The organism is Bacteroidales bacterium, assembly GCA_018334875.1.
GTDB lineage: Bacteria > Bacteroidota > Bacteroidia > Bacteroidales > UBA12077 > JAGXLC01.
In genome coordinates this window covers 1-25566 of the sequence record JAGXLC010000015.1, presented here as the reverse complement: position 1 = coordinate 25566, position 25566 = coordinate 1, and the positions used below count along the sequence as shown (strand labels likewise).

27 protein-coding genes are annotated in these 25566 nt (G+C 41.0%); 20 read left to right on the top strand and 7 right to left on the bottom strand.

Going from position 1 to position 25566, the window contains the following annotated elements; genetic code table 11:
• The first annotated feature begins 33 nt into the window (after positions 1-33).
• Positions 34-624 carry a sigma-70 family RNA polymerase sigma factor gene (locus tag KGY70_02670; GenBank protein MBS3774068.1) on the top strand — a complete coding sequence of 197 codons (591 nt, stop codon included), beginning with the start codon at positions 34-36 and terminating at the stop codon, positions 622-624.
• 113 nt (positions 625-737) lie between these two features.
• Positions 738-938 carry a hypothetical protein gene (locus tag KGY70_02665; protein ID MBS3774067.1) on the top strand — a complete coding sequence of 67 codons (201 nt, stop codon included), beginning with the start codon at positions 738-740 and terminating at the stop codon, positions 936-938.
• Between the two features lie 81 nt (positions 939-1019).
• On the opposite strand, the gene KGY70_02660 is transcribed toward KGY70_02665, so the two are convergent.
• The gene (locus KGY70_02660) at positions 1020-1721 is read right to left on the bottom strand and encodes a 16S rRNA (uracil(1498)-N(3))-methyltransferase (GenBank protein ID MBS3774066.1); all 702 of its coding nucleotides are present in this window, start codon (positions 1719-1721) and stop codon (positions 1020-1022) included.
• Between the two features lie 68 nt (positions 1722-1789).
• Between KGY70_02660 and KGY70_02655 the strand changes: the two genes are divergently transcribed.
• From KGY70_02655 to KGY70_02595, 13 genes are all read left to right on the top strand, one after another.
• Complete coding sequence (locus KGY70_02655) at positions 1790-2284, top strand: metallophosphoesterase family protein (GenBank protein MBS3774065.1); 495 nt, start codon at positions 1790-1792, stop codon at positions 2282-2284.
• 174 nt (positions 2285-2458) lie between these two features.
• Positions 2459-3604, top strand: a complete 1146-nt coding sequence (locus KGY70_02650; GenBank protein ID MBS3774064.1) for a methyltransferase domain-containing protein — start codon at positions 2459-2461, stop codon at positions 3602-3604.
• Between the two features lie 117 nt (positions 3605-3721).
• A complete protein-coding gene (locus KGY70_02645; protein MBS3774063.1) occupies positions 3722-4279 on the top strand; it encodes a SiaB family protein kinase in 558 nt (185 codons plus the stop codon).
• 23 nt (positions 4280-4302) lie between these two features.
• Complete coding sequence (locus tag KGY70_02640) at positions 4303-4683, top strand: DUF1987 domain-containing protein (GenBank protein ID MBS3774062.1); 381 nt, start codon at positions 4303-4305, stop codon at positions 4681-4683.
• Between the two features lie 202 nt (positions 4684-4885).
• Complete coding sequence (locus KGY70_02635) at positions 4886-6475, top strand: acyl-CoA carboxylase subunit beta (GenBank protein ID MBS3774061.1); 1590 nt, start codon at positions 4886-4888, stop codon at positions 6473-6475.
• 11 nt (positions 6476-6486) lie between these two features.
• Positions 6487-7278 (top strand): enoyl-CoA hydratase/isomerase family protein, encoded by a 792-nt coding sequence (locus KGY70_02630; protein ID MBS3774060.1) that lies wholly within the window; start codon positions 6487-6489, stop codon positions 7276-7278.
• Positions 7279-7290: 12 nt separating this feature from the next.
• Entirely contained in the window at positions 7291-9279 is a 1989-nt protein-coding gene (locus KGY70_02625; protein MBS3774059.1) for a biotin/lipoyl-binding protein, read from the top strand.
• Positions 9280-9308: 29 nt separating this feature from the next.
• Positions 9309-10454: an acyl-CoA dehydrogenase family protein gene (locus KGY70_02620; protein ID MBS3774058.1), complete on the top strand. Its 1146-nt coding sequence runs from the start codon at positions 9309-9311 to the stop codon at positions 10452-10454.
• 94 nt (positions 10455-10548) lie between these two features.
• On the top strand, positions 10549-11541 hold the full coding sequence (locus tag KGY70_02615) for a hypothetical protein (GenBank protein MBS3774057.1): 993 nt from the start codon (positions 10549-10551) through the stop codon (positions 11539-11541).
• An 18-nt stretch (positions 11542-11559) separates the two neighbouring features.
• Positions 11560-12864: a hydroxymethylglutaryl-CoA reductase, degradative gene (locus KGY70_02610; GenBank protein ID MBS3774056.1), complete on the top strand. Its 1305-nt coding sequence runs from the start codon at positions 11560-11562 to the stop codon at positions 12862-12864.
• Positions 12861-13787, top strand: coding sequence for a hypothetical protein (locus KGY70_02605; GenBank protein ID MBS3774055.1), 927 nt, complete (start codon positions 12861-12863; stop codon positions 13785-13787). The genes KGY70_02610 and KGY70_02605 overlap by 4 nt, the downstream gene beginning before the upstream one ends.
• Positions 13780-14883 (top strand): diphosphomevalonate decarboxylase, encoded by a 1104-nt coding sequence (gene mvaD / locus KGY70_02600; protein MBS3774054.1) that lies wholly within the window; start codon positions 13780-13782, stop codon positions 14881-14883. The genes KGY70_02605 and mvaD overlap by 8 nt, the downstream gene beginning before the upstream one ends.
• Positions 14880-15848 (top strand): hypothetical protein, encoded by a 969-nt coding sequence (locus KGY70_02595; GenBank protein ID MBS3774053.1) that lies wholly within the window; start codon positions 14880-14882, stop codon positions 15846-15848. Before mvaD ends, KGY70_02595 begins: the two co-directional genes overlap by 4 nt.
• Here KGY70_02595 and KGY70_02590 read toward each other — a convergent pair whose 3' ends face one another.
• The 3 genes from KGY70_02590 to KGY70_02580 form a co-directional block, all read right to left on the bottom strand.
• The gene (locus KGY70_02590) at positions 15849-16088 is read right to left on the bottom strand and encodes a type II toxin-antitoxin system HicA family toxin (GenBank protein ID MBS3774052.1); all 240 of its coding nucleotides are present in this window, start codon (positions 16086-16088) and stop codon (positions 15849-15851) included.
• A gap of 9 nt (positions 16089-16097) precedes the next feature.
• Positions 16098-16349 (bottom strand): type II toxin-antitoxin system HicB family antitoxin, encoded by a 252-nt coding sequence (locus KGY70_02585; protein MBS3774051.1) that lies wholly within the window; start codon positions 16347-16349, stop codon positions 16098-16100.
• A gap of 240 nt (positions 16350-16589) precedes the next feature.
• On the bottom strand, positions 16590-17675 hold the full coding sequence (locus KGY70_02580) for an adenylate/guanylate cyclase domain-containing protein (GenBank protein ID MBS3774050.1): 1086 nt from the start codon (positions 17673-17675) through the stop codon (positions 16590-16592).
• Between the two features lie 404 nt (positions 17676-18079).
• Here KGY70_02580 and KGY70_02575 point away from each other — a divergent pair, with 404 nt between their 5' ends.
• The 3 genes from KGY70_02575 (at position 18080) to KGY70_02565 (ending at position 20878) form a co-directional block, all read left to right on the top strand.
• Complete coding sequence (locus tag KGY70_02575) at positions 18080-19018, top strand: prenyltransferase (protein MBS3774049.1); 939 nt, start codon at positions 18080-18082, stop codon at positions 19016-19018.
• A 2-nt stretch (positions 19019-19020) separates the two neighbouring features.
• Complete coding sequence (locus tag KGY70_02570) at positions 19021-19623, top strand: TlpA family protein disulfide reductase (protein MBS3774048.1); 603 nt, start codon at positions 19021-19023, stop codon at positions 19621-19623.
• 166 nt (positions 19624-19789) lie between these two features.
• On the top strand, positions 19790-20878 hold the full coding sequence (locus tag KGY70_02565) for a ketoacyl-ACP synthase III (GenBank protein MBS3774047.1): 1089 nt from the start codon (positions 19790-19792) through the stop codon (positions 20876-20878).
• A gap of 312 nt (positions 20879-21190) precedes the next feature.
• Here the strand turns inward: KGY70_02565 and KGY70_02560 are convergent, their stop codons facing one another.
• A complete protein-coding gene (locus tag KGY70_02560; protein ID MBS3774046.1) occupies positions 21191-22255 on the bottom strand; it encodes a glycoside hydrolase family 5 protein in 1065 nt (354 codons plus the stop codon).
• A 229-nt stretch (positions 22256-22484) separates the two neighbouring features.
• Between KGY70_02560 and KGY70_02555 the strand changes: the two genes are divergently transcribed.
• On the top strand, positions 22485-23912 hold the full coding sequence (locus tag KGY70_02555; GenBank protein ID MBS3774045.1) for a sulfatase: 1428 nt from the start codon (positions 22485-22487) through the stop codon (positions 23910-23912).
• 393 nt (positions 23913-24305) lie between these two features.
• On the opposite strand, the gene KGY70_02550 is transcribed toward KGY70_02555, so the two are convergent.
• A complete protein-coding gene (locus KGY70_02550) occupies positions 24306-24719 on the bottom strand; it encodes a type II toxin-antitoxin system VapC family toxin (GenBank protein ID MBS3774044.1) in 414 nt (137 codons plus the stop codon).
• Positions 24709-24945, bottom strand: coding sequence for a hypothetical protein (locus KGY70_02545; GenBank protein ID MBS3774043.1), 237 nt, complete (start codon positions 24943-24945; stop codon positions 24709-24711). The genes KGY70_02550 and KGY70_02545 overlap by 11 nt, the downstream gene beginning before the upstream one ends.
• Before the next feature lie 196 nt (positions 24946-25141).
• Between KGY70_02545 and KGY70_02540 the strand changes: the two genes are divergently transcribed.
• Positions 25142-25566, top strand: a 425-nt coding sequence (locus KGY70_02540; GenBank protein ID MBS3774042.1) for a hypothetical protein, incomplete at its 3' end; no start/stop codon positions are given.

The window sequence follows — 25566 nt, the reverse complement described above, 5'->3', positions numbered from 1 at the left end:
AAGGTTTTATTAATTCAAAAAGAGGAGGAGATAGTGGCAGAAAAAGAAAATACTGATCAAAAATTAATCCGGGAATATCTTAACGGTAAACAGACTGCTATTGAACGGCTAATCAGCCGTTACAAGGATAAAGTATATACGTATATTTTATTAATGGTTAAAAATGAGCATCTTGCTGAAGATATATTCCAGGAGACATTCATAAAGGTCATTAAATCGTTACACCAGGGCAAATACCAGGAAAGTGGCAAGTTTGTCTCCTGGGTAATTCGTATTGCTCACAATCTCATCATTGATCATTTCAGAAAAGGGAAACAATCCAGGATGTATTCCAATGATGATTATGAAATGGATATATTTAATTCCCAAAAATTCTCTGAAAAAACCATTGAGGATGATTTGGTCAGAAATCAAATCATTGATGATGTAAGGAAACTCATAGATTATCTTCCCGAAGAGCAGAAAGAAGTCGTACTGTTACGCCATTACGGGGGATTAAGTTTTAAAGAAATTGCCGATCAGACCAATGTAAGCATCAATACAGCATTGGGCAGGATGAGGTATGCGCTCATCAATTTAAGAAAACTGATCAAAAATAAAAACCTCAATCTTAACACTACATAGTCATTCAGAATCATTTATCCCCTTCTTCTGTTAATAATTGTTAATTTATCTTACAATAATTAAACCGAAACAATCGTTTTGAGATTAAATTTGAAATCACAACAGAGAGGCCTATGAAACATCATTTTACACCTTCAGCATCGAAAGATGATTCCAATCAACTGGTTTACAGCCCGGACAGGGATGAATTTCTGGGAATTGAAAACTTTTCCGATATTTTTGAATTCCTTGAAAAAAATACCATACAGGTAGATGAAGAAATAATGGGGGAAGTAATAAGTTTCGCCCAAAGTTACCCAGGTTCCGGGTACTAAAACAACAAACACAAGTTGTTAAATGATGTTCGTCTCCGGTTTTTCTCTCTTAAAAATGGGAGACGAACTTTTTTACGGACCTTATTCATTGAGCAGGTTAACAATACTGCAGGCTACAATTCCCGCTGTTTCGGTTCTCAAACGGCTTTGGCCCAGGCTAACAGGAATAAAATTAAAGGTTTCAGCTTTTCTGAGCTCCTTTTCACTAAAATCTCCTTCAGGGCCAATGATAAGGGTAACATCTTCTCCGGCAGAATAAAGATGCTTGAGATGTTGGGTTTGCCCTGATTCACAATGAGCAATAAATTTGGTACCCTCAAAAGGCTTATTAACAAATTCATTATAATTTGTTATTTCATTAAGCACAGGATGATAGGTCTTCAGCGATTGCTTTAACGCCGAAGTGATGATCCGTTTTGATCGTTCGGTTTTCAAATGTTTTCTCTCCGAGTGAAAGCAAATCAGCGGTGTGATCTCATCAATCCCAATTTCCGTGCACTTTTCCAAAAACCATTCAAACCGCTTAATATTCTTTGTCGGTGCTATGGCAATATGGATATAGTATGGTCTTTTCCCATATTCACTGGTCTTTTCAACAACCTCAACCATGCATCCCTTTGGGTCGTCTTTAATAATCCGCGCTTTGTACAAACTGCCCTTACCATCTGTAAGATGGATTAAATCATTTTTTTTCAGCCGCAGCACCCTGATACAATGTCTTGAATCTTCCTGTGAGAGTTCATAGCGATTATCTGTCAGATCGGGAGAATAAAAAAGATGCATATTTTATATTTTTGTCAAATGTAAAGATTTTCAACTTGGATGGCACACCCAAAATAAAAAGCCAAAATATGAAGAAAATTGGAGTTATCTCCGATACCCACGGTAAAGTGCTGGAAGGAGGCTTTATTAAATTCCTGAATGCATGTGATGAAATATGGCATGCCGGTGATATTGGGAACAACCGGGTAATAGAAAACCTGGAATTGATTAAACCTGTTAAGGCTGTTTACGGAAATATTGACGGGCCTGAAATTCGACATCTTTGGCCGGAATATCAGGAATTCACATGTGAATCGGTGGACGTTCTCGTGAAGCATATCGGAGGCCGCCCGGGAAAATATGACGATTCTGCCGAACGTCTGCTAAAAACAAAATCACCGAACCTATTCATATGTGGGCATTCCCACATATTAAAAATCCAATATGACGAAAAGTGGGATTTTCTTTTCCTGAATCCCGGTGCAGCGGGTATATCAGGATTTCATAAAGTAAGAACCGCAGTACGTTTTCAAATAGATGAAGAACACATAAAAGATATGGAAGTATATGAAACGGATCGATAGTCCGGATCGGACCCATTATTAACCTGTTCTCGCGGGATATCAAAACAAAACCCTCCATAAAATGGTCTTATGGGATAGCCAAATATTTGAAGTAAATTTCTGCCATTATTGAAAGGGTCTCTTAACCCGAATCATTCAGAATAACTCGGGTTAAAGAGAAAAAAGAGCAATTCAATGAATACATACATAGCCAAAACTTTTTGGGGTCTGGAGGAAGTTCTGGAAGAAGAACTGAAGAAAATGGGAGCTGAAAATACCGAAATACTGAACAGGGCGGTTAAATTTCAGGGGGATAAATCCATGCTCTATAAATCGAATATTTATTCAAGAACCGCCCTTAAAATACTGGTCCCGTTGAAAACATTCCAGGCAAAATCAGAAAATGTCCTTTACCGGGAAGTTTATCAATACGAATGGGAGAAACTGTTCAATTTGTATAACACTTTTGTAATTGACGGTGTGGTAAATTCCGGTTTTTTTAAGCATTCCCAATATGCCTCCCTGAAAACAAAGGATGCCATAGTGGATCGATTCCGAAATAAATACAACAAAAGGCCTTCCGTAAACAAAAAATTTCCCGATTTCCGAATCAATCTGCACATATCAGGGGATCAATGTACGTTATCACTGGATAGCTCGGGAGACTCATTGCATAAAAGAGGCTACAAGACCCAAAATGTCAAGGCTCCCTTAAATGAGGCACTTGCCGCTGGTTTGATAATACTTTCGGGATGGGACAAAAAAAGCCCCTTTATTGATCCTATGTGTGGTTCGGGAACATTGCTTATCGAAGCTGCACTGCTGGCAAACGAGATTCCGCCGGGAATTTACCGGGAAGCGTTCGGTTTCGAAAACTGGCACGATTTTGACCCCACTCTTTTTCGGTCCATCAAAAACCAATTCAGAGCAAGACCTCAAAGTAAGGTGAAAATCCATGGCTGTGACATATCGGAAGAAGCCATAGAAATAACGCGCAAAAATCTGGAGAAGTCGAATATGAGCAGAAACGTTGAACTTTTTCCACAGTCCGTTTCAGATTATCAACCACCTTCAGAAAAAACTGGAACCGTTATCATCAACCCTCCGTATGGTCATAAATTAAAGGAACACGATATCCAGGCTTTTTACAAGAAAATCGGTAATATATTGAAAAAGAAATATACCGGTTATGATGTATGGATATTTAGCAATCATAAACAAGCACTAAAGTGTATCGGACTTCATGCTACCAACAAAATGACCCTTTTCAACGGTCCTTTGGAATGTAAATTTCAAAAATACAAAATTTATGAAGGAAGTTTAAAAAACAAACAAACCTGATTGGAATTTTTACGTAAACAGAAAGCAAATTAATAAATAAAACCGGGATGATATATAATACATTCAGCGACAATTTTGCTATTTTTGCTAAATCTTTAATTTTAAAAGCTATATCTTTTGCAGACTTGGATGGACTTCAACATTGATGATTTTTATTCACAGTTAAATTCGGGGAATACCATATTGGCTTACAAAGGCAGTATTTCCTCTGAATTAATTACCAATGTTCTTGAAGTAATGGATGCCAAGCTGGAGGATATGATTGTGAAAAAAAGCATTAAGAAGAAACTTTACAATATACTGGTTGAGAGTTTGCAAAATTTATACCATCATATTGATGATCTGCCGGATACAAGCAACGGAAAATTCGATATTCACTTTGGAATATTTGTAGTTGCCCAAAATAAAGATCATTATAAGGTTTCTACCGGGAATTTTATAAAAAATGAAAAAATCAAACCCTTAAAGCAAAGACTGGAAAAGATTAAGTCGTTATCAAAAGATGAACTGAAGGAACTCTACAAGAGTATTCTCAATCATCAGGAATTTACTCAAAAAGGAGGTGTTGGCCTTGGGTTGGTTGACATGGCAAAGCGGACGGATGGAAAGATAGAATATAAATTTACCGTTTACAATAAGGAGTATTCTTTTTTTAACCTCGAAATATATGTATAAGGAAAATAAACAATAATAAAAGTATGGAATCATTATCAATTGAAGGTACAAACAAGACCCCAAGCGTAAAACTGGATCCGGTGTCTGGGGTCATTGAAATCAAAGGGCGTTCAATCCCGGAAAATTCAATTGAATTTTATCGTCCTATTGTGGAATGGCTTGATGAATATGCAAAAAACCCGAATAAAAAAACAACGGTGAATGTACAGTTGGAATACTTCAACACAAGTTCTTCAAAATGCATTCTGGATATTTTTAAAAAATTGGAGTCGCTCAAAAAATCACGCAACGAAGTAATTATCAACTGGTATTACGAAGAAGACGATGAAGATATGCTGGAATCGGGTGAAGATTACGAATCCATCATTCGGATACCTTTTAAAATGATTGAAATTGTAGACTAAAGGCCTTCTAATCTGACAAAAAAAGCCACGCAGCAAAAATTCTGCGTGGCTTTTTTTTGTCCTACCCTTTTTCTTTTCAGTAAAGACAACAAATTCCCTGAATAAAATTGTTTAATATATTTTTTTAGATATTAAACAATAGAAGCTGTTTTCTGTTTCACAAATAAGACGATACACACGGATATTAAAAAATTAGACAACATTGGCAAGCGATACCCATAATAAGTCAAAAAAGGAAAATAACGAATTTTTCGAGATAATGTACCGTTACAGATCAATGATGCATGAAGTGCATCAGGCTGGGGGTAAAAAAGCGGTTACCAAACACAGGAACAGAGGTAAACTTTTAGCCAGAGAGCGCATTGAACAATTGATCGATCCTCAGACTCCTTTTATGGAACTCTCCCCGCTTGCAGCCAATGATCAGTATGGCGGGAGTTTTCCCTCGGCAGGTATAGTAACGGGTATCGGTGTTATTAATAGCCGGGAAAGTGTGATCATAGCCAACGATGCCACAGTAAAAGGCGGAACTTATGTCAGAGAGACGATAAGAAAACATGTCCGGGCCCAGGAAATAGCTATGGAAAACCATTTGCCGGTAGTTTATATGGTTGACAGTGGGGGCATTTTTCTTCCTGAACAATCCAGGGTGTTTCCTGATAAGGAGGATTTTGGACGTTTGTTCCGCAACCAGGCTCAAATGTCGGCAGAAGGTATTCCCCAGATATCGATTGTGATGGGCTCCTGCACGGCAGGTGGGGCTTATGTTCCTGCCCTGAGCGATGAAACCATTATTGTCCGCAACCAGGGAACGATCTTTATAGGCGGCCCCCCTCTTGTAAAAGCAGCTACCGGAGAAGAAGTAACCGATGAAGAGCTGGGCGGGGCCCGGGTACATACCCAAATATCGGGTGTGGCTGATCATATAGCGGAAGATGATCTGCATGCCATTGATATCTGCAGGAATATATTTTCCAAACTCCCCCGTCCCTATAAAGAACCTTTAGATGTTGCTGAACCTAGGGAACCTGCATACAGTCCGGAGGATCTTTATGATTTGGCTCCTGTTGATCTTAAAAAACAGCCCAATATCCGGGAGATCATCAATCGGATAGTAGACGGCAGTGAATTTCAGGAATTCAAGAAAGATTACGGAACTACTTTAATCACAGCCTTTGCCAGAATAATGGGCTACCCGGTTGGGATATTGGCCAACAACGGCGTAATCTACGGAGAAACAGCCAGAAAAGGAGCACATTTTGTTGAACTTTGCCAGTACCGTAAAATTCCCATGGTCTTTCTACAGAATATTTCGGGTTTTATTGTCGGAAAGAAATACGAACATGAGGGCATCGCACGCGACGGGGCAAAGATGATCCATGCCGTGGCCAATGCCAATGTACCCAAATTTACCGTCATCATTGGCGGATCTTTTGGAGCGGGTAATTATGCAATGGCAGGAAGAGCCTACGATCCCCGTTTGCTATTCATGTGGCCCAATGCGAAGATCTCGGTTATGGGAGGAGAACAGGCAGCCAGTGTACTCACCAGCATTAAAAAAACCCAGATGGAGAAGGCCGGAGAAAAACTTGATGAACAAGAAATTGAAAATTTTAAAAACAAAATGCTGGAAAAGTATCAGTATGAGAGTTCAGCTTACTACAGTACTTCCCGGGTATGGGATGACGGTATCATCGATCCGGTAGATACTCGCAAAGTGCTGGCAATAGGTATTGCCATTTCAAGAAACAAACCATACGGTGAGCCGCATAATGGCGTATTCAGAATGTAAACAGAAAAAAAATGAAAAATTTACAAACCATATCAGTTGAAACAACCGGAAACATTCGGTACATATACCTGAATCGACCCGATGTAAGAAATGCATTCAATGACAAGATGATTGATGAACTAAAAGAAGCATTCGGGGACATTCAGAATGACACTCAGGTGAAAGCGCTGGTAATCCGTGGCAATGGTCCGGCATTCAGTGCCGGAGCCGACCTGAACTGGATGAAACAAGTAGTGGACTATACTTATGAAGAAAACCGAAAAGACAGCGAAAAGCTTCAGCAATTATTTGAAAGCCTTTACATGCTCTCTGTACCAACGATTACAATGGTTCATGGTGCTTGTATCGGCGGTGCCAACGGGCTTGCGGCAGCCTCAGATATCGTTCTGGCTGAAAACCAAACCCAGTTCCGGTTCAGTGAGGTGCGTATCGGGTTGGTTCCCGCAACTATAACTCCATATGTTATCAAGAGAACCGGAGAGCATGCTGCCAAATACTACATGCTCACCGGAAAAGCCTTTTACGTTAAGGATGCGCTTCGAATTGGCCTTATAGATGCTTCAGGCAATAAGGAAAGCCTGGACACAGAGCTTGAACTGATACTGGAAGAAGTCGGGAAAAACAGTTTGCAAGCCGTCAGACAAATCAAGAAACTAATTAATGATATTGGAAGAACCAGCCGGTTCAGTGAAATAAAAGATATGAGTATTGATGCAATTGCGAAGGCGCGGGTCAGTGAAGACGGACAGGAAGGAATGAAAGCCTTTCTGGAAAAAAGAAAACCGCAATGGCTCGAAAATTAATATAAATGGACTATGAAGCCGGTCAAAACATTGCTTATAGCCAACAGGGGAGAAATAGCCGTAAGGATTATCCACACAGCCAATAAGATGGGCATATACACCATCACTGTTTTTTCAGAACAGGACAGACATGCCCTTCACACCAGTGAAGCAGATGAATCCCTCTCGCTAGGATGGGGTTCCATAAGGGAAACTTACCTGAATATCGGGAAAATTATGGAGCTTGCCAGACAAGGTAAAGCCGATGCCATTCATCCCGGTTATGGCTTCCTTGCGGAAAATCCTGAATTTCCCAAAGCATGTGAGGAAAACGGCATCACCTTTATTGGCCCTTCTGCTGAAGCCATTCGTGTGATGGGCAATAAGACCGAGGCAGGCAGATTTGTTTCCGGACTCAATATCCCCATCCCTCACATCAGCAAGGGTACTCAGGAGGAATTGAGTCAAGAGATTACCGATGAAGATTTTCCGGTTATAATTAAGGCCGCTGCAGGTGGAGGAGGCAAAGGAATGCGCATTGTCCGGGAAAAAGAACACCTTAAGGAGGCATTAAAATCAACGGCAAGAGAGGCTTACAGTTATTTTGGAGATGATACGGTTTATATCGAAAAATACTTTGAAAATCCCAAACATATTGAAATACAAATACTGGGTGATCAGCACGGGAATTACGTGCATCTGTTTGAGCGTGAATGTTCCGTGCAAAGACGACATCAGAAGATTTTAGAAGAATCCCCCTCTCCCACCCTCGATGATACCACCCGAAGGGAAATGGGAAATGCGGCAGTAAAAATAGCCCGCGCAATCAATTATACAGGGGCTGGTACTGTAGAATTTCTGATAGACGAAAACATCAATTTCTATTTTCTTGAAATGAACACCCGCATTCAGGTGGAACACCCCGTAACTGAAATGATCACAAATACAGATCTGATTAGTGAACAGTTACGAATTGCAGAAGGCAGACCAATGCGGTGGAATCAGGAGAATATAAATTTCAGAGGCCACGCCATTGAAGCAAGGATATATGCCGAGAATCCGGAAAATGACTTTCTTCCGGTCAGCGGCACAATCCGCCAATTGGTCTTTCCTAAAATCAAGGGGATAAGAATAGACAGCGGGATAACGGAAAACAGCAAAATACCACCCGAATATGATCCTTTGATAGCCAAAATAGTAGCATGGAACGATAACAGAACATCAGCTATTGATCTTTTGCGAAAAGGCCTGGATCAAACTATTATTATGGGTGTTCGCCACAACCTGAATTATTTGAAAACCATTTTGATGGATGAATCTTTCCGGAATAACCGGTTCACTACCCGGTTGATTGATCACAATCATAAACAATTCATTGAAACCATCACCGGTCAAAGAGAACAAACCGATACCAGACTGCTGATTGCGGCCTATATTTTTCTTCAAAGCATCAACAGAAAGAAAAATACCCGGGAGCATGTCTGGAACCACCTGGGCTACTGGCAGCCTTATATGGAATGGAGTTTAACCATAGGCAATCAGGAATGTCGCTTTAATTTTACCAGAAACAACCGGATGCTCATCCTTCATCCGGAAAGTGAAGCATTCCGTGCAGAGCTGTCGGAAATACATGATGGCTATCTTGTAATTGGCACAAAGGAAAGCTGGACAACTGTCTATTACACCAGGATTGACAAGTCCCAAACCGATATGCTTATTCACGGACATTTATTCCAGTTATTTGACAGGGATTACCAGGAAATCACAGCTCAGAAAAAACACATTCATAAAGAATCCCAAAACGGAGAACCGATCAAATCCCCTATGTTTGGGAAAGTACTGGATATCCGGGTAAAAGAAGATATGGTTGTTAAAAAAGGGCAAACCCTTGCCATTGTGGAAGCCATGAAAACGGAAAACAATATTCTGGCTCCTTACGATACCAAGATAAAACACATAGCCATAAAAGAAGGTGAACAAGTAAAAGACGGACAAATTATCATGGAAACCTATTTCTTGTAAAGCAGTTACAAACGGAAAAAATCACAACGATGAACCCATATACCAATAACCAACATAAAGCATTTCGCCAGCGCGTTCGCTCTTTTGCAGAGCAAGTGGTAAAACCGGAGGCTCGCAGACTTGACTCAGAGGAAAGATTCTCTGCGGAGTTAACCCGAAAGATGTCTGAAAACGGACTTTTTGGTGTTGCAATCCCTGAAAAATACGGAGGGCAAGGATTAGATTATATGTCGCTGGTCATTGCAGTGGAAGAAATGGCCAGGATTGACGGCTCGCAGGCAGCAACGGTTGCTGCCCTTAATTCTCTGGGGATAGAACCTATTTATCAGTATGGTACAGAAGAACAAAAGAATCAATACCTTCCTCCCATTACCAGGAAAGGGCAGACATGGGCTTTTGGCCTTACGGAAAGGGAAGCCGGCTCCGATACCGGTGGTACCCAAACAAAGGCAGAATTGAAAAATGGTTACTGGCACATCAACGGCTCCAAAATGTTTATCTCCAATGCGGCTTCGGAGATTTCAGGAGGCATTACACTCCAGGCCATAACAGGAAAGAACGGAGATCAGAATGAATATTCCACCATCCTCGTGGAATCGGACAGAGAAGGTTATACCAGGAGGCCCATCAAAGATAAGTTGGTATGGAGAGCCGCCGATACCGGCGAACTTACCTTCGATAATGTTAAGGTGCCTGAAAGTAATTTACTGGGCGAACGAGGAAAAGGTCATAAGATCATGCTGAAAACACTTGATTCGGGAAGGCTCACCATTGGAGCCATGGGACTCGGCCTGGCCATCGGTGCCTTTGAAATGGCACGGGATTATGCAGGTAAACGGGTACAATTTGGCAAACCCATAGGCAAATTTCAATCCACTTCATTTAAACTAGCTGATATGGCTACAAAGATAGAACTGGCTAAAAATACACTCTATAATGCTACATGGCTTAAAGTAAACGGCCAGCCGTTTGGGAAGGAAGCCGCTATGGCCAAACTTTACGCCTCGGAAATTGCAAAAGAAATAGCCGATGAAGGGGTGCAAATATTTGGTGGATACGGCCTGATTAAGGAATATGATATGGAACGGTTCTACCGGGATCAGCGTATCCTTCAAATCGGAGAAGGGACCTCAGAGATATTAAAGTTGATCATCTCAAAAAAAATTGGGATTTAATAAAAAAAATTTTATCTTTAAAAAATCACTAAATATCAATAAAATATACCAACCTCTTTCGTAAACACATTAATTAAAAAGAATCAGCCGTTTTATGCATAACAGAAAAAGTGATCATATTTCTCTGGCTTTAAACAATAAGACAACCATATCCGAAAAGGACACGCGGTTTTTCTATGAACCCATGATCAGTGGACATCCAAATGGTTCCCTGCCCGAAACAACATTAGGCGGAAAAACAATGAAAGCCCCGGTATGGATCTCCAGTATGACGGGAGGTACCCCGGAGGCACGTAAAATAAATCACAATCTGGCTGCCGTGGCTGCTGAATTCGGACTTGGAATGGGGCTGGGATCCTGTCATATACTGCTTAAAGATGAGCGGCATCTGCCCGACTTCAATCTGAAGCCGATCATTGGTGATGCAGTTCCGTTTTATGCCAATCTGGGCATTGCCCAAATTGAACAGTATCTTGAAAAAGACGACATCCAAACCCTAAAAGATCTCGTTAGTTTATTGAAGGCCGATGGCCTGATCATTCATGTCAATCCTCTGCAGGAATGGCTTCAGCCCGAAGGGGATTATATCAAACATCCACCCATCGACAGCATAAGCAGGTTGCTGGATGTTGCAGACTTTAATGTCATAGTTAAAGAAGTGGGTCAGGGCATGGGCAAACAAAGTCTTAAAACCTTGTTACAGCTACCTCTGACTGCAATAGAATTCGGGGCCTTTGGCGGAACCAATTTTGCCAAAATTGAACTCATGAGAAACGAAGATGCTAATGCCAGCCTTTTGGAACCCCTTTCCTACATCGGTCAAACTGCCGAAGAAATGGTCGTATTAATTAATCAATTGCTTGAAGAGGAACTTCCTGTACAAACGGAAAACCTGGTCATTTCCGGCGGGATTAAAAATTTCCTTGACGGGTATTATTTGATCAATATAAGTCAAATGCCTTCAGTTTACGGAATGGCTTCAGGATTTCTCAAACATGCCAGGGAGGATTATCAGTCGCTCAAACAGTTTGCGAAAGGCCAGATAGAAGGTTTACAATTTGCCAATAATTATCTTAAAATCATATAAACCAAAAAATCAATTATTATGTCAGACAATCAATTCATTAAAGGATTCAGCAAGCTTAACAGGGACGAAAAAATAAAATTGCTTGCAAACACCATGGAAGACCCTGAAGCGTTTGTCAACGAATTAAAAGATTATCGCTTTCAGGACAGTTCCCTGCAGCAAAAATTCGAACAATTCAGCGAAAATACGATTTCAAATTTTCATATGCCTTATGGCATTGCTCCCAATTTTCTTATTGACGGAAAAGTGTACCAGGTCCCTATGGTCACTGAAGAAAGCTCAGTGATTGCTGCGGCCTCCAAAGCCTCCAAATTCTGGTATCAACATGGAGGTTTCCGGACAGAAGAAATTGGAACCGCAAAACGCGGTCATGTACACGTTCTGTGGTATGGAGCACCTGATGAACTGGAATCGCTGTTTAAGGAATTCGAAGCGGATATTAAGGATAAACTTGCCGATGTAACCAGGAATATGGATGCACGGGGTGGTGGAATAAACGAAACATGGATTACAGATATGACAAGCGAAATGGATAATTATTATCTGCTTGGATTATCTCTCGAAACCGTTGACTCAATGGGAGCCAATTTTATCAATTCGGTTCTGGAAAAGACAGCACAGGAATTCAAGAAATTTGTTGATCATCAACACCCTGGAAAACTTGAAATACTTATGTCCATTTTATCCAATTACACGCCGGGCTCCTATGTCAAAATGAAAGTTGAATGCCCGGTTGAAGCATTTCAAGATTTTTACCCTTCTTTAAACGGAGTTCAGTTTGCGGAAAAGTTTAAAAAAGCGGCTCAAATTGCTAATCATAGCGTATCCAGGGCTGTTACAAATAACAAAGGCATCATGAACGGTATTGATGCTGTGGCAATCGCCACCGGAAATGATTTCAGGGCACTGGAAGCAGCGGCCCATGCTTTTAGTATTACGAAGGGAAAACCAACCTCATTAACCAAATGCGAAATCGTCGAGGACACATTTACTTTTCAGATCAATATCCCACTGGCCCTGGGTACAGTCGGAGGTGTAACCCGGCTGCATCCACTTGCCGCCAAATCACTGGATATATTGGGTCAGCCGGATGCAAAAGAACTGATGAAAATTACGGCTGCCGTGGGACTGGCAAGTAATTTCAGCGCCATAACCTCACTTATCACAACAGGCATACAAAAAGGTCACATGAAACTCCATCTGGAAAACATTCTGATGGCTTTTGATGTTGATGAGGATATGAAAGATAAGATCAGAGCCTATTTTAAGGATAAAGAGGTTACCCACGAAAAAGTTAAGGCATTTATTGAAGGAAAAATATGATTCACGAATACCATTCCAATGGAAAACTTCTCCTGACTGCTGAATATCTGGTTTTAAAAGGTGCGGAAGCTTTGGCCCTTCCCCTGACGAAAGGACAAACGTTAAAAGCAAAACCCATAGAGGATAATAAGATCATATGGCAAAGCATATACCAGGATGAGCCCTTCCTCGAAGCGGTGTTTTCCAACAAAAACCTTAATATCGTTCAGGCCAGCAATGAAAATCAGGCCTTATATATTCAGAATTTGTTAAAGAAAGCCGTGGAATTCGTGCCGGCTTTGTCCCGAATTCCCGGCTATTATTTTGAAGCCATCCTTGATTTTCCGTTGAAATGGGGTCTGGGGAGCAGTTCCACGCTAATAACAAATATTGCAAAATGGCTGAACATCAACCCTTTTCGCTTAAACCGAACGTTAACCAATGGCTCAGGCTATGATATAGCATGTGCTCTGAGTGAAAGCCCCATTCTTTATAACATCATAGATAAATACCCTGCTTATAAAGAAATTAACCTGGACTTTCCTTTTAAAGAATACTTATATTTTGTATATACCGGAAAAAAACAAAACACTTTCAATGAAGTAAAAAATTTCCTGGAGGATCCGAAAGATTATAGCCACCTTTTTCCCGTAATTAAAGAGATCAATCGTCGAATGATCCATTGTCAGTGGCTACGCGAATTCGAAGAAGCACTTTGGGAACATGAGCAGCTTATTGCTTCCGTACTGGATGAAGAGCCGATACAGGAGAAAGCATTCCAGGACTACCCTGGGGTGGTTAAATCACTGGGGGCCTGGGGAGGAGACTTCATGCTGATTACCTGGAAAGAATCAAAGGAAGAATTAAAAAAATACCTTGACTCCCATAATATGGAGATTTTCTTTTCATGGAGTGAGCTGGTCAAAAATAGAAAATATGAGTGAAAGCAAATATTTGGAAGAGATACTTCAATTTAAACGGGAAGACCTTTCATCTATTGCCAAATCAGTAATTTGGAAAGCACCGGCTAATATTGCACTGATCAAATACTGGGGTAAAAAGGGTAACCAATTGCCAATTAATCCCTCTTTGAGTATGAGCTTAAGCAGTTCTCATACCCGAACGGAATTGCAATACAGAAAAGCCGAAAACAACTATGGCAGAATTACATTCAAATTTAACGGAGAAAAACACCCGGCATTTGAAGAGAGGGTAAAAGCGTTTATAGATAAGATTTTGCCTTTTTTCCCTTTTCTAAAATACATGGAGCTTTTTATTTATAGCAAAAACAACTTTCCTCATTCCGCCGGTATAGCTTCATCGGCCTCTGCTCTCTCTTCGCTGGCTTTATGTATTTGTTCCGTAGAAAAACAACTAAAAGAAGAATACTCCGGCACAGAAGATTTCTTGCAAAAAGCATCTTATATGGCCCGGCTGGGCTCAGGCAGCGCTGCACGTTCTGTATACGGTAATTATGTAGAATGGGGTGCATCCGGGAACGGATCAGACGATTTTGCAACACCGCTTACCTCAGAAGTCAGTGAAAACATGAAATTTCTGTACGACACCGTATTGATCACTTCATCCGAACCCAAAAAAATAAGCAGTTCCCAGGGTCATTCATTAATGAATGATCACCCTTACAAAGAGGATAGGATAAGCCAGGCCAGAATAAACTTTTCACAATTGAAGGAAACATTGAAAACCGGTAACTTTGAAAAATTTACTGAAACAATAGAAAACGAGGCGCTTAGTCTCCATGCCCTGATGCTTTCATCGAATCCCGGCTTTATTCTGATCAATGATGCATCTATAAAGATTATGGACCGTGTTCGTGCATACCGTCAGGAAACAGGTGCACAGATGGCATTTACACTGGATGCCGGACCCAATATTCACCTGCTGTATCCGGCTGAAGAAAAGGAAAATATTCGAAATTTTATTGATAACAAGCTAAGGGGGCTTTGTGAAAACGGCAGAACCCTGAACGATTTTACCGGGAATGGACCGGAGCAACCGGATAAAGATCAGAATCTATGAACAAACACCCCAATGTTCACTATGCCAAAATCATGCTGTTTGGCGAATATTCGGTAATTAAGAACAGCATGGCGCTCACTGTTCCTTATGCACATTTCAACGGAGCGCTAAGCTATATCTATGATAACCAATATACCGACTACGATTTTGCCAAACAGTCCAATCTGGAATTATACAATTTATTGGGATATATAAAAAAATTGCAGGATCAAAACAGCCTGATGAGCGCGTTCGATGTGGAAACTTTTGCTGAAGATCTGAACAAGGGAATGTATTTTGAATCTACCATTCCCGAAGGCTATGGTATAGGGAGTTCGGGCGCCCTGATAGCTGCCTTGTTTAACCGATACGTGAAAAACAAGCCTTCACCTGACCAAATGGTTTCCAGGGATATGGTGGCGTTAAAAAATCAACTGGCCCAGTTGGAATCCTTCTATCATGGGACCAGCTCAGGCATTGATCCGCTCAATTCCTATATGAAAAGGCCATTGCTGTTTGAAGGCAACGGTAAAATCCGCAAGGTGGACATCCATCTGCCTGCAAAAAACCGGGATTTTGCGGTATTTCTTCTGAATTCAGGCAACAGGGGTGAAACCGGTCCACTGGTTAACATATTTCTGGAAAAAACAAAGCAAGCCGGTGAGCAAGGCATTCATGTTGGCCATTTAAATAACATGACCCAACGGGCCATTCAATCCATTATTAAAGGAAATAACAGGGAGTTTTTCAATGCTTTACAAGATTTATCCAACTATCAGCTAAAACATTTCGATGCCATGATCCCGGAAGGCTTTCACAGCATCTGGAAAAAAGGGCTGGATACCGGGAAATATTATTTGAAACTCTGTGGTTCAGGAGGCGGCGGCTTTCTTTTGGGTTTTACCAATGACTTACCCGCAGTGCGAAGAATGATGGAAAAGAAAGACCTGGAAGTCATACCGGTTTATGTACATCAGATAAGATAACTATTCATATTTTTCATAAAGTAAATTAAACTGTTCCATGGTCAATTTCAGATCCTCACGAATGATTTTTCGTAATAATCCTTTTGGCAGGTCTTTATTACTATGTATAGGAATCGTAGTAATGCGTCCATCCGGATGTTTTAAACGGTGATGGGAACCTCTTACCCGAACAACCTCAAAACCAATAGATTTTAATAAGCCCAATAATTCTTTTCCTGAAATAACGGGAGGCGAAGCCATAGGAATATATTAAACAACTCTATCTTTAAGGGATATCTTTATTTCTCTGAATCCAATAAATCTATTACCCTCCATTTCTTTCTCTTTTTCCTCCTCCATACACATCTCAATAACTTCTCTAATATTTTCCAGGGCTTCGTCAATGCTCTCCCCATAGGAATGGCAACCTTTATATACCGGACAGCTCACAATAAAGTAGTTGTCTTCATCCTGTTCCACCAGAATGGGCAAGTGTATCTCTTTTGCTTTTTTTCTGCTCATAAAATGAATGCTAATTTTTAATTAGTGTTTGTCCATAAAGTCAAATAGATTTGAAAGAGTCTCGTCTAGAATATTCGCTGTCAAGGCTTGCGAGTTTTGAATGCCAGGAGTTTACTTGATGTAATCGACTGGCATTCAAAACGAGCGTAACGCAGCCAGCGGATATTATAGACAGACTCTAATTACATCGTTCTACAAAAATACAGATAATATAATATTTATCCATAAAACAGATTTTAATCACTTTTTATTTTTCACCTTATAAATGCCAACCGCTTTTCTTTTACCATCCAATTGAACATCACCGATATGTTTAAAGCTGAACCCGTTTTTCATTTCGAGCCGATCATATAAATCTTTTGATATCAATATATCCTGCTTATAGTCATTACACTTGGATTCAATTCGGGCAGCCGTGTTTATGGTATCGCCATTGTAGGAAATATCCCGTCTTATCTGACCAATCTGGAGCACCATTACCTTACCGGCATGCACTCCCGCTTTAAACCTGGGCTCTTGTCCGTATTTCCTCCTGTAATATCTTCTTCTCCGGTGAATAAGCCTTCTAAAAGCATAATAAGCCCGCAGAAAGTTGTTGTTGTTCAGTCCATCCTTCAATTTCCACGAAATAATGGCACCATCGCCCACATACTGATAAATTTCTCCCTGATAGTTATCCACTACTTCCAGATCGTTAAATACATCCTGAATCAAATGACTGAATTTCTTATGATTGAGCTTTTCCGCGATAGAAGTAGACGATTTCATATCAAGAAACATGAAAATCCGCTCCTGTTCCATTGGTTTATTAAGCATTCCCAAAAGCCAGCTCCTGAAATTTCCTTTGCCCACCTTTCTCATAACCCCTTTTAGAAAATTGATAAAAAAACCACAGAGATAGAAATATACAAGAAATCTGGCAAAATGAATATCCATCGCCGGCAGTTGCTGTAATATCACCCCATAATTCCCTTCACCGGGAAAATCGAGTGAAGGCCTGGCTGCCAACAATGCCAGAATAAAGGCTGAAACAAAATATACCATCGATTTAAGGAATATCATTAGCCGTCTTGGGAAAAACCTTAATATCCGGTCGGAAAAGATGCCGTCAAGAAAAGTGAACAAAAGGGCAACACCGGCACTTAAAAAAAGGATAATCAAATACAAATTCTTTAACTGTAATACATTCAGATGGATCTTAAAAATCTGATCTTCACCGGTAAGAAATACAAAAAACAAAAAACTCACATACCAAAAGACAAAATGAGACAGAAGATTATGTAACATTTTATTGAAACGTATAACAAACTTATCCCATGTAATCATATATCTGTCATTTAAAATTTTAGGCTTTTAAGGCAAATACTGCCATATGTGCCAATGCAAAACATAAGGAATTTTACGGTTTAGAACCGGTATCTTTAGCCAATGCATACGTGAGTACATTGGAAAATGTTCCAGATCAGAGATTATTTAGTGTTTGTCCATAAAGTCAAAGAGATTTGAAAGAGTCTCGTCTGGAATATTCGCTGGCAAGGCTTGCGAGTTTTGAATGCCAATTTAGAGACGTACGGCCGTATGTCTCCACCAAATATAATTGACTGGCATGAAAAACGAGCGTAACGCAGCCAGCGGATATTATAGACAGACTCTATTTAGAGCATCTCAAAAATATTTGACCGTCGTTTAAACACAATATTTCTTATATTTGTTACCCAAATAAAAACAATATGGGCACGAAAGAAAAAATGAAACTATGGCTCGCCGAAATGAGAGCCCCCTTTTTAATCCTTGCAGTTTTACTGGTAGCTATAGGGCTGGCGTTTGGTTGGAAATATCACCCGCCGGGAACAACATTCAATCCGTTGTATGCGGCGCTTTTATTAATTGGAGTGGTATCCTCCCACATATCTGTAAACCTCTTCAATGAGTATTCAGATAATAAAACCAAAATCGATCACAATACGCCCCGTACGCCTTTCAGCGGAGGGAGCGGCGTTCTCAGCTCAGGTTTGCTTTCATCAGCCAGTGTATTCAAAGCAGCAGTCATAACCCTTCTCATAGCGCTGACCATTGGTATCTATTTTGCCTTCACCGTTCACTGGATAATTTTTATATTGGCAGGGCTGGGAGCTTTCAGCATTCTTTTTTACACCACTTTCCTGGCCAAACTTCAGTTGGGAGAATTATTCTCCGGGCTAACCCTGGGGACTTTTGTAGTGCTGGGTTCTTATGTTGTAATGACAGCCAGTCCCAGCATGGCCATAACAGAACTGTTTCCCCAGGATGTTTTGCTAATGTCCATTCCGCCGGGAATTCTGACAGCCCTTTTACTGCTTATCAATGAGTTTCCGGATATGGAAGCCGATAAACAGGGTGGCAGAAATCACCTGGTGATCTGGCTGGGTAGAAAAAAAGCTGCCTATGTATATATTTCAGGAATGATAGCTACCTTTGGGATCATTATAGGGGCAGCCCTTTTCAATATCGTTTCACCGTGGTTCATGCTGGCACTCATTCCTATACCTTTTGCCTTTAAAGCCTCTATGGGAGCCCTCAAACATGGTTATGACACCCCCAAACTAATACCGGCGCTTGGAATGAATGTGCTGACAGTGCTGTCAACCGATCTACTTATTGCCATTGCCGTAATAATGGAAACCTTTTAATTATGAGGAAATTTTTTAAAAAAGAATATCATAAATTCAAAAGAAAATCCTGGTTTGGAAAAATAACGGATTTGCTTTTTATACTGATTCTTATTCTGCTGCTAATACCGGCCAGCAGAAAGGAACTGATGACTTACGGCTCGAAAATCAGGATGTACTTAACTTCTGTTGAAACAAAAGAAGAGACATCCAGTTTGAACGGCCAAAACAGTGTGGTACTTCAGGACGATGCAGGTAATCGCTATGAACTTACTGACTTCCTGGATAAACCTGTATTCATTAATTACTGGGCAACCTGGTGTCCACCTTGCCGCGCGGAAATGCCTACAATAGAAAAACTATATAAACAATATGGTGAGGATGTTCACTTTTTAATCCTTTCCAACCAGCCTTTTTCCGAACAACATAAGTATCTGGAAGAAAAAGATTATGATTTCCCTTCTTACAGATTGGTATCAAAACCTGAAGGATCATTTTCCTATTCCGTTTTACCCACCTCCATGATAATTGGCCGCAATAACAGGATCATTCTCAGAAAAGAAGGTGCCGTTAACTGGCAATCCAAAAAGGTGATCAATATATTTAATGACCTGCAAAAACAATAATTATATAATTACTTCACCATAAATTTATTATCAAAACCAGACTGCATTAATTTTGTATTTTTATCGATATGCAAACATTTTTTTATCATTTTTGTCCGGCATTCTGTTTGGCATCGTATACAAGAGAATGATCAGGAACTAACAAACGTTATTGTAGAAATAAGCCATGCAAAAAAATTATTATTCTGTCATAAAAGGTACGGGAAGTTTCATTCCCAACAAAGTTGTAAAAAACGAAGATTTTTTAGATGCTACGTTTTATGATGAATCGGGAGTGAAAATGGACAAAGAGAATGAGGAGATCATTCAAAAGTTCATGGAAATTACCGGCATTCATGAGAGAAGATATCTCGAAGACCACCAGGTAAATTCAGACCTTGGCTTTTTGGCTGCCAAAGCGGCTTTGGAAGATGCACAAACAGACCGGGAAGAACTGGATTACATTATTGTGGCCCATAATTTCGGGGATGTCAAAAAATCGACGGGAAGTGTAGATATGTTACCCAGTCTGGCTTCCAGGATCAAACAAAAGATGGGTATTGAAAATCCTTTTACTGTAGCCTATGATATCATTTTCGGATGTCCCGGCTGGATACAGGGGCTAATACAGGCCAATTATTACATCCAGGCCGGAGATGCAAAAAAGGTTATGGTAATTGGGTCTGAGGCTCTTTCCAGAGTTTCAGACCCCCACGATCGCGACAGTATGATATTTGCCGACGGTGCCGGAGCTACAATACTGGAAGCCAAAGAAAGTGATAAACCTGTTGGTATCCTCACCCACCTGACCCGTTCCGATGCTCTGAATGAAGCTTACCTGATGTGGATGGAACAGTCAAACAATCCCAATTATCCGGGCGACGAAATTTTTCTCAAAATGAATGGCAGAAAACAATTTGAATATGCGCTCAATACCGTGCCCCCACTAGTTAAGCAGACTGTTGAAAAAGCGGGGGTAGATGTACATGATTTAAAAAAGGTATTGATCCACCAGGCCAATGAAAAAATGGACCAGGCCATGCTGAAACGGTTTTTCAAGTTGTATGGCATCAAAGACATACCCATAGACATTATGCCCATGACCATTTCCAAACTTGGTAACAATTCAGTGGGCACCATACCCATTATGCTGGATCTCATCCTCAAGGGAGAAATGGAAAACCAGACACTGAATCCTGGCGATCCCATTGTCTTGGTTTCGGTAGGTGCAGGCATGAACATCAATTCGATCATTTATCAGTTCCCGAAAAGCTGAGGCTAGTATTGTCACTACTAAATTAATTTATGTAAAAAACGAATAGAAGGATAAAATTTTTGTTTTTAACATTCAGATTACAATTCGAATTGTGTGACAATAACCCTAGTAAACAACTTGATTTATTTATAATCGTTTTCCCGGCCAATAACTTCATGGATTTTTCTATTATTATAACCAGAAAATTCCAATTGTATAATGAGGTGAGCTAAGCTTCCAGATAATTGAAATTCCACTGAACGAAATCCAAGGTGATTACACCGGATTTTCAGAAAATGAACGATTAGTGAATATCTCACACCCCCGAAAATTTTACTGATCCGAGGGTTCAGGCATGCGCATTTGCAGCAAAGCATCAACCAGCCCTTGGTTCCAGGATTTGTCGTTGGGATTGTAGATTCCAAAACCTGAACAAAACTCCCAGTAAGCCCAGCTAAAGCCTTTTTCTTCAAATAACCGGGCACAATAATTGGTCCAGCGCACCCGCGAATCCATGGGCGCTTTGCTGTAAGCACCAAATTCTCCCATATAAACAGGAACATTGTGCTTTTCAGAATAGCTGATAACAGCTTCCAGGTCTTCTTTTACTTTTTCCCTTTCTTCCGGGGTATTATTCCACGGTGTGTCCAGCCACTCATCGGAACCGTCAACCCATCCTGCTCCCTGGTGGGTAAAGTGGAAAGGATTGTAATAATGCACCGTCAGAATGATATTGTTGTCATCAGGAGGTAGCTCAAGCTTGTTCAGGCCTCCTACCCCACCATATTCTGCAGTACCCACAATAAGCGTCCGTTCCGGATGCCGATCACGGATTACCTGATGCGCTTCTTTTAAAAGCGAATTCCACTTTTCGGCTGTCAGGTTGCCATGGGGTTCGTTAAGTATCTCGAAGAAGAGACTGTCCGGGTAGCCCCTGTAACGTTCACTCACCTGCTCCCACAAGGCCAGAAACCGCTCTTTTTCCTCTTCCGGAGCTTCATAAAGCGGTTCATAGTGATGGAAATTGATCACCACATACAGTCCGTTCTCCAGGCTGTTTTCGATAGCCCAGTCAACGGTTTCAAAGAAAGATTCCTTGATCTGATGAGGCTCTTCTTTTTTTGTGTGGGCATTCCAGCGTATGGGAATGCGGACGGAATTAAATCCTTTTTCCGATATCATCTCGAAATACTCCTCTTTAAGCTCTACGCCCCATTCACCTAATGATGGTGCCTCAAGGGCGTTTCCCAGGTTGATGCCCCGGCCCAGCCGCTGGTTTTGTTTTTCGGCTTTATCCGGTTCCGGAGATTGGTAATTGGAACATTGAACGTTTAGTGCAACAAAACCGGTAAAAAACATGATAAAGAACAGATGCTGAAAAGATTTAAAATAATTCATGGAATTCAATTTGTTATGTTGTTTATTGCTTTTTTATTTTCAAACAGAGCATCCACGTTTTGAATGAACCGGCAATTACAATGCTATATTCTCAAAAACCGCCGAACATACCAATCTTTATCAAAAGTAATTATTTTAAGGTTTTTTGCAAAGCGAATATTTGCTATATTTGTTAAGGGATGAACATCTCTGTAAGCCATTAGGATATCAAACTTCAAAATACACGCCTATGAAAAAGATCCCAAAAATAAACAGTTGGGAACAACTTATTGATTGTTGCCTCCATAAGCAAAACCCATTTTTCAAGCATTTCCATGAACTCATCCTGGTATTTCTGATCGCCCTTGGTATTAGCAGTTGTAAGCAGGAAAAGCAAAAGAAGAAAAAAACCAGTGAAAAGCGCCCCAATATTGTCATCCTGTTTGCCGATGACATGGGCTACGGCGATCCTTCCTGCTATGGCAATGCCACCATTCGCACCCCCAACATCGATTCGCTGGCCAGTGACGGCATCCGTTTCACCTCCTTTGTAACAGGAGTGGTGAGTGTTCCTTCCCGCTGCCAGCTGATGACCGGTCGCTACAGGCAGCGGGTGAACTTCGGCGGTGGAACCGGTTCAGGTGGTCAGGGCGGTCTGCCTGAAAGCGAGCTTACCCTGGCGGAAGGACTTAAGGAAGCAGGATATGCAACAGGCATGCTGGGTAAATGGCATCTGGGCTATGCCCAAAAGAAGTATCTTCCGGTCAATCAGGGCTTCGATTCGTGGTTCGGACTCCCCTACTCCAACGACATGCGCAAGCCGTGGGTACAAACCGATGTACCGCTGGGCATTTATGAGGATACCACCATGGTGGAACATCCGGTTAACCAGAACACCCTTACCACAAGGTATACGAAAAGAGCACGTCAGTTCATCAGCTCACATGCCGGAAAGAAAAAGCCTTTCTTCCTCTACCTGGCCTATAACATGCCCCACCTCCCCATTCATACTACAGAAAAATTCAGGGGAAAGTCCAATGCAGGCCTTTACGGGGATGTAATCCAAACCATCGACTGGAGTGTTGGGCAGGTGATCCAATCCCTGGAAGAAGAAGGCATCACAGGAAACACCGTTGTTTTCTTCGCATCCGACAACGGCCCCTGGCTCGATCTGCCCGACCGGATGCTGCAGGAAGGAAACAAACCCTGGCACGCAGGATCACCCGGTCCGCTGCGGGGCCATAAAGCAACAACCTATGAAGGCGGTGCCCGTGTACCTGCCATGATGAAATGGCCTGGAATGATCCGGGAAGGCAGGGTTACCGATGAGCTGGCAGCAACCCAGGATATATACCAAACAATGCTGAAAATAGGAGGTGCTGAACTGCCGGACCATCCCCTCGACGGATACAACCTGCTGCCTTTCCTGAAAGGGGAAACCGATGAGTCTCCCCGGAATGAATATTACTATTTCAGGGGCAATGAACTGCAGGCCATGCGTAAGGGCGAATGGAAACTCAGGGAAGTGAATGGGAAAACCCAGCTTTTCAACCTGCAGGAGGACCCCGGTGAACGCTTCAACCGCGCACCGGAAAAGCCGGAAATTGTTGAGGAAATAAGAAAGGAAATGAAGGAGTTTGCTGAAGAAGTGAATGCAGAGGTTGCAGAGAATAAATGAAAAAGTTTGATTGATTGGTTGCCTGCCCGACTGGGACAGGCGGGCCTGCCGGCCGAAATGCGGGATTGGATGATTGGCATTCGGTGGTCATGAAATGGTTTGACGGGAGTTTGACAGGAGTTTGAATGCTGCCCGACAGCAGGCGGGTTTGAGGGCAGAAATGATGTAGCTGACAGATGTATATAATAGTCATTGATTGTCATCAGGTAGTCATGAAGTGGCCATTAGTTATATTCTTAGATATACCTCAGCTTACGGTTTATTCCGGCCGGAACGGAAAGGCATATATTCTTCAGCGGGGTTGGACTTACATCCTTATCCCCGAAACAAGACATTTGCTGAGTTTTAAAAACCATAAGCTTCTGCATCACCCGCTGTTGAATATATGCAATGTTATAGGCCGTGCGCCCAATTTTCAATTTTTAATCCCGGGATTCTCTGGAAATGCTTCTCATTATTAGTCACTATCGTCATTTCATTCTCGATAGCTATTCCAGCTATTAATAAATCAATATCATCGATAAGTTCACCTTTTTGTTTTAAGTTGGAATATAATTCGGCGGATATTTTACAGGAATTTTCAGTTAAAGGGATTACAATGTTGTCTTTGGCAAATTCTTCAAATATTTCTAATTGTCTGAAAGCATTTTTAGCTTGTAAACCACTTAAGATTTCATAATAGGTGATAATGCTTAATTCTATTATTTCGAAAGTCTCAAGATATTTTTCAAAATTCCTGAGAACATTGCGTTCTCCTTTAAAATAATAAGAGAGTATATCTGTATCAATAAGTGCTCTATTCTTCAAATCTTCTCTTATTTTTTTGTCTTCTGGAAATTAAATTTTTTGTAAGATCATCTAAAGTAGACTCATCCATATCACTCCAGGCACCAGCGTAGGATAAAATCTTCCTTTTTCTTGGAGTCTCTTGCTCAAGCTTATCCATGAATTTATTAAGTTCCTTAATTTTGTCAGGAGGTAACTTCTGAATTCGCCTTAATATTAGATTTTTTCTTTGTTTATCTGTGATCATGATCCTTTATTTTTTAACAAAATTACAAAATAATATCGATATTTCTAAAACCTATGACTTTTAGCATGGGCTATAACGATAGTGTAGAGGCGCCTCCCCCGCTGACTGAAGCAGGGGAATCTAAGACCGTTAAGATAACTAAGTCTTTAGATGGTGATTGGATTTTTATTCGTTAAAGATAAAAGCTCAGTTTGAATTGGCTGAATTGTTCCTCGTTCAGTCGCTCCATCGTGCAGTCGTGCTGTCGTGTCGTACCGATCTCTTCGATAACTTTATCGGTGAAGTAGATGATCATACCGATAAAATGAATAGGGTTACCGATGAGATGAATGGTCTTATCGGTAAAATGAATTGTCATATCCTTGAAGTGACTGATCATACCGATGAGATGAATAAGCATACCGATAAAGTGAATGACCTCATCGGTGAAATGATTGGTCATACCGATCTCCTTACTGATGTCACCGGTGAAGTGAATGGTCCTACCGGTCTCCTTATTGATGTTGCCGGTGAAATGAATACCCTTACCGATGAGATGATTAATATTACCGATGAAATGATTCGGAATATCGGTGAGATGATTGGTCGACCGATCTTCTTATTGATGTCACCGGTAAAATG

Coding starts and splice junctions, on each gene's coding strand:
- KGY70_02665 (MBS3774067.1), top strand. CDS start 738: ATGAAACATCATTTTACACCTTCAGCATCGAAAGATGATTCCAATCAA.
- KGY70_02660 (MBS3774066.1), bottom strand. CDS start 1,721: ATGCATCTTTTTTATTCTCCCGATCTGACAGATAATCGCTATGAACTC.
- KGY70_02655 (MBS3774065.1), top strand. CDS start 1,790: ATGAAGAAAATTGGAGTTATCTCCGATACCCACGGTAAAGTGCTGGAA.
- KGY70_02650 (MBS3774064.1), top strand. CDS start 2,459: ATGAATACATACATAGCCAAAACTTTTTGGGGTCTGGAGGAAGTTCTG.
- KGY70_02640 (MBS3774062.1), top strand. CDS start 4,303: ATGGAATCATTATCAATTGAAGGTACAAACAAGACCCCAAGCGTAAAA.
- KGY70_02630 (MBS3774060.1), top strand. CDS start 6,487: ATGAAAAATTTACAAACCATATCAGTTGAAACAACCGGAAACATTCGG.
- KGY70_02625 (MBS3774059.1), top strand. CDS start 7,291: ATGAAGCCGGTCAAAACATTGCTTATAGCCAACAGGGGAGAAATAGCC.
- KGY70_02620 (MBS3774058.1), top strand. CDS start 9,309: ATGAACCCATATACCAATAACCAACATAAAGCATTTCGCCAGCGCGTT.
- KGY70_02615 (MBS3774057.1), top strand. CDS start 10,549: ATGCATAACAGAAAAAGTGATCATATTTCTCTGGCTTTAAACAATAAG.
- KGY70_02610 (MBS3774056.1), top strand. CDS start 11,560: ATGTCAGACAATCAATTCATTAAAGGATTCAGCAAGCTTAACAGGGAC.
- KGY70_02605 (MBS3774055.1), top strand. CDS start 12,861: ATGATTCACGAATACCATTCCAATGGAAAACTTCTCCTGACTGCTGAA.
- mvaD (MBS3774054.1), top strand. CDS start 13,780: ATGAGTGAAAGCAAATATTTGGAAGAGATACTTCAATTTAAACGGGAA.
- KGY70_02595 (MBS3774053.1), top strand. CDS start 14,880: ATGAACAAACACCCCAATGTTCACTATGCCAAAATCATGCTGTTTGGC.
- KGY70_02590 (MBS3774052.1), bottom strand. CDS start 16,088: ATGGCTTCGCCTCCCGTTATTTCAGGAAAAGAATTATTGGGCTTATTA.
- KGY70_02585 (MBS3774051.1), bottom strand. CDS start 16,349: ATGAGCAGAAAAAAAGCAAAAGAGATACACTTGCCCATTCTGGTGGAA.
- KGY70_02580 (MBS3774050.1), bottom strand. CDS start 17,675: ATGATTACATGGGATAAGTTTGTTATACGTTTCAATAAAATGTTACAT.
- KGY70_02575 (MBS3774049.1), top strand. CDS start 18,080: ATGGGCACGAAAGAAAAAATGAAACTATGGCTCGCCGAAATGAGAGCC.
- KGY70_02570 (MBS3774048.1), top strand. CDS start 19,021: ATGAGGAAATTTTTTAAAAAAGAATATCATAAATTCAAAAGAAAATCC.
- KGY70_02565 (MBS3774047.1), top strand. CDS start 19,790: ATGCAAAAAAATTATTATTCTGTCATAAAAGGTACGGGAAGTTTCATT.
- KGY70_02560 (MBS3774046.1), bottom strand. CDS start 22,255: ATGAATTATTTTAAATCTTTTCAGCATCTGTTCTTTATCATGTTTTTT.
- KGY70_02555 (MBS3774045.1), top strand. CDS start 22,485: ATGAAAAAGATCCCAAAAATAAACAGTTGGGAACAACTTATTGATTGT.
- KGY70_02545 (MBS3774043.1), bottom strand. CDS start 24,945: ATGATCACAGATAAACAAAGAAAAAATCTAATATTAAGGCGAATTCAG.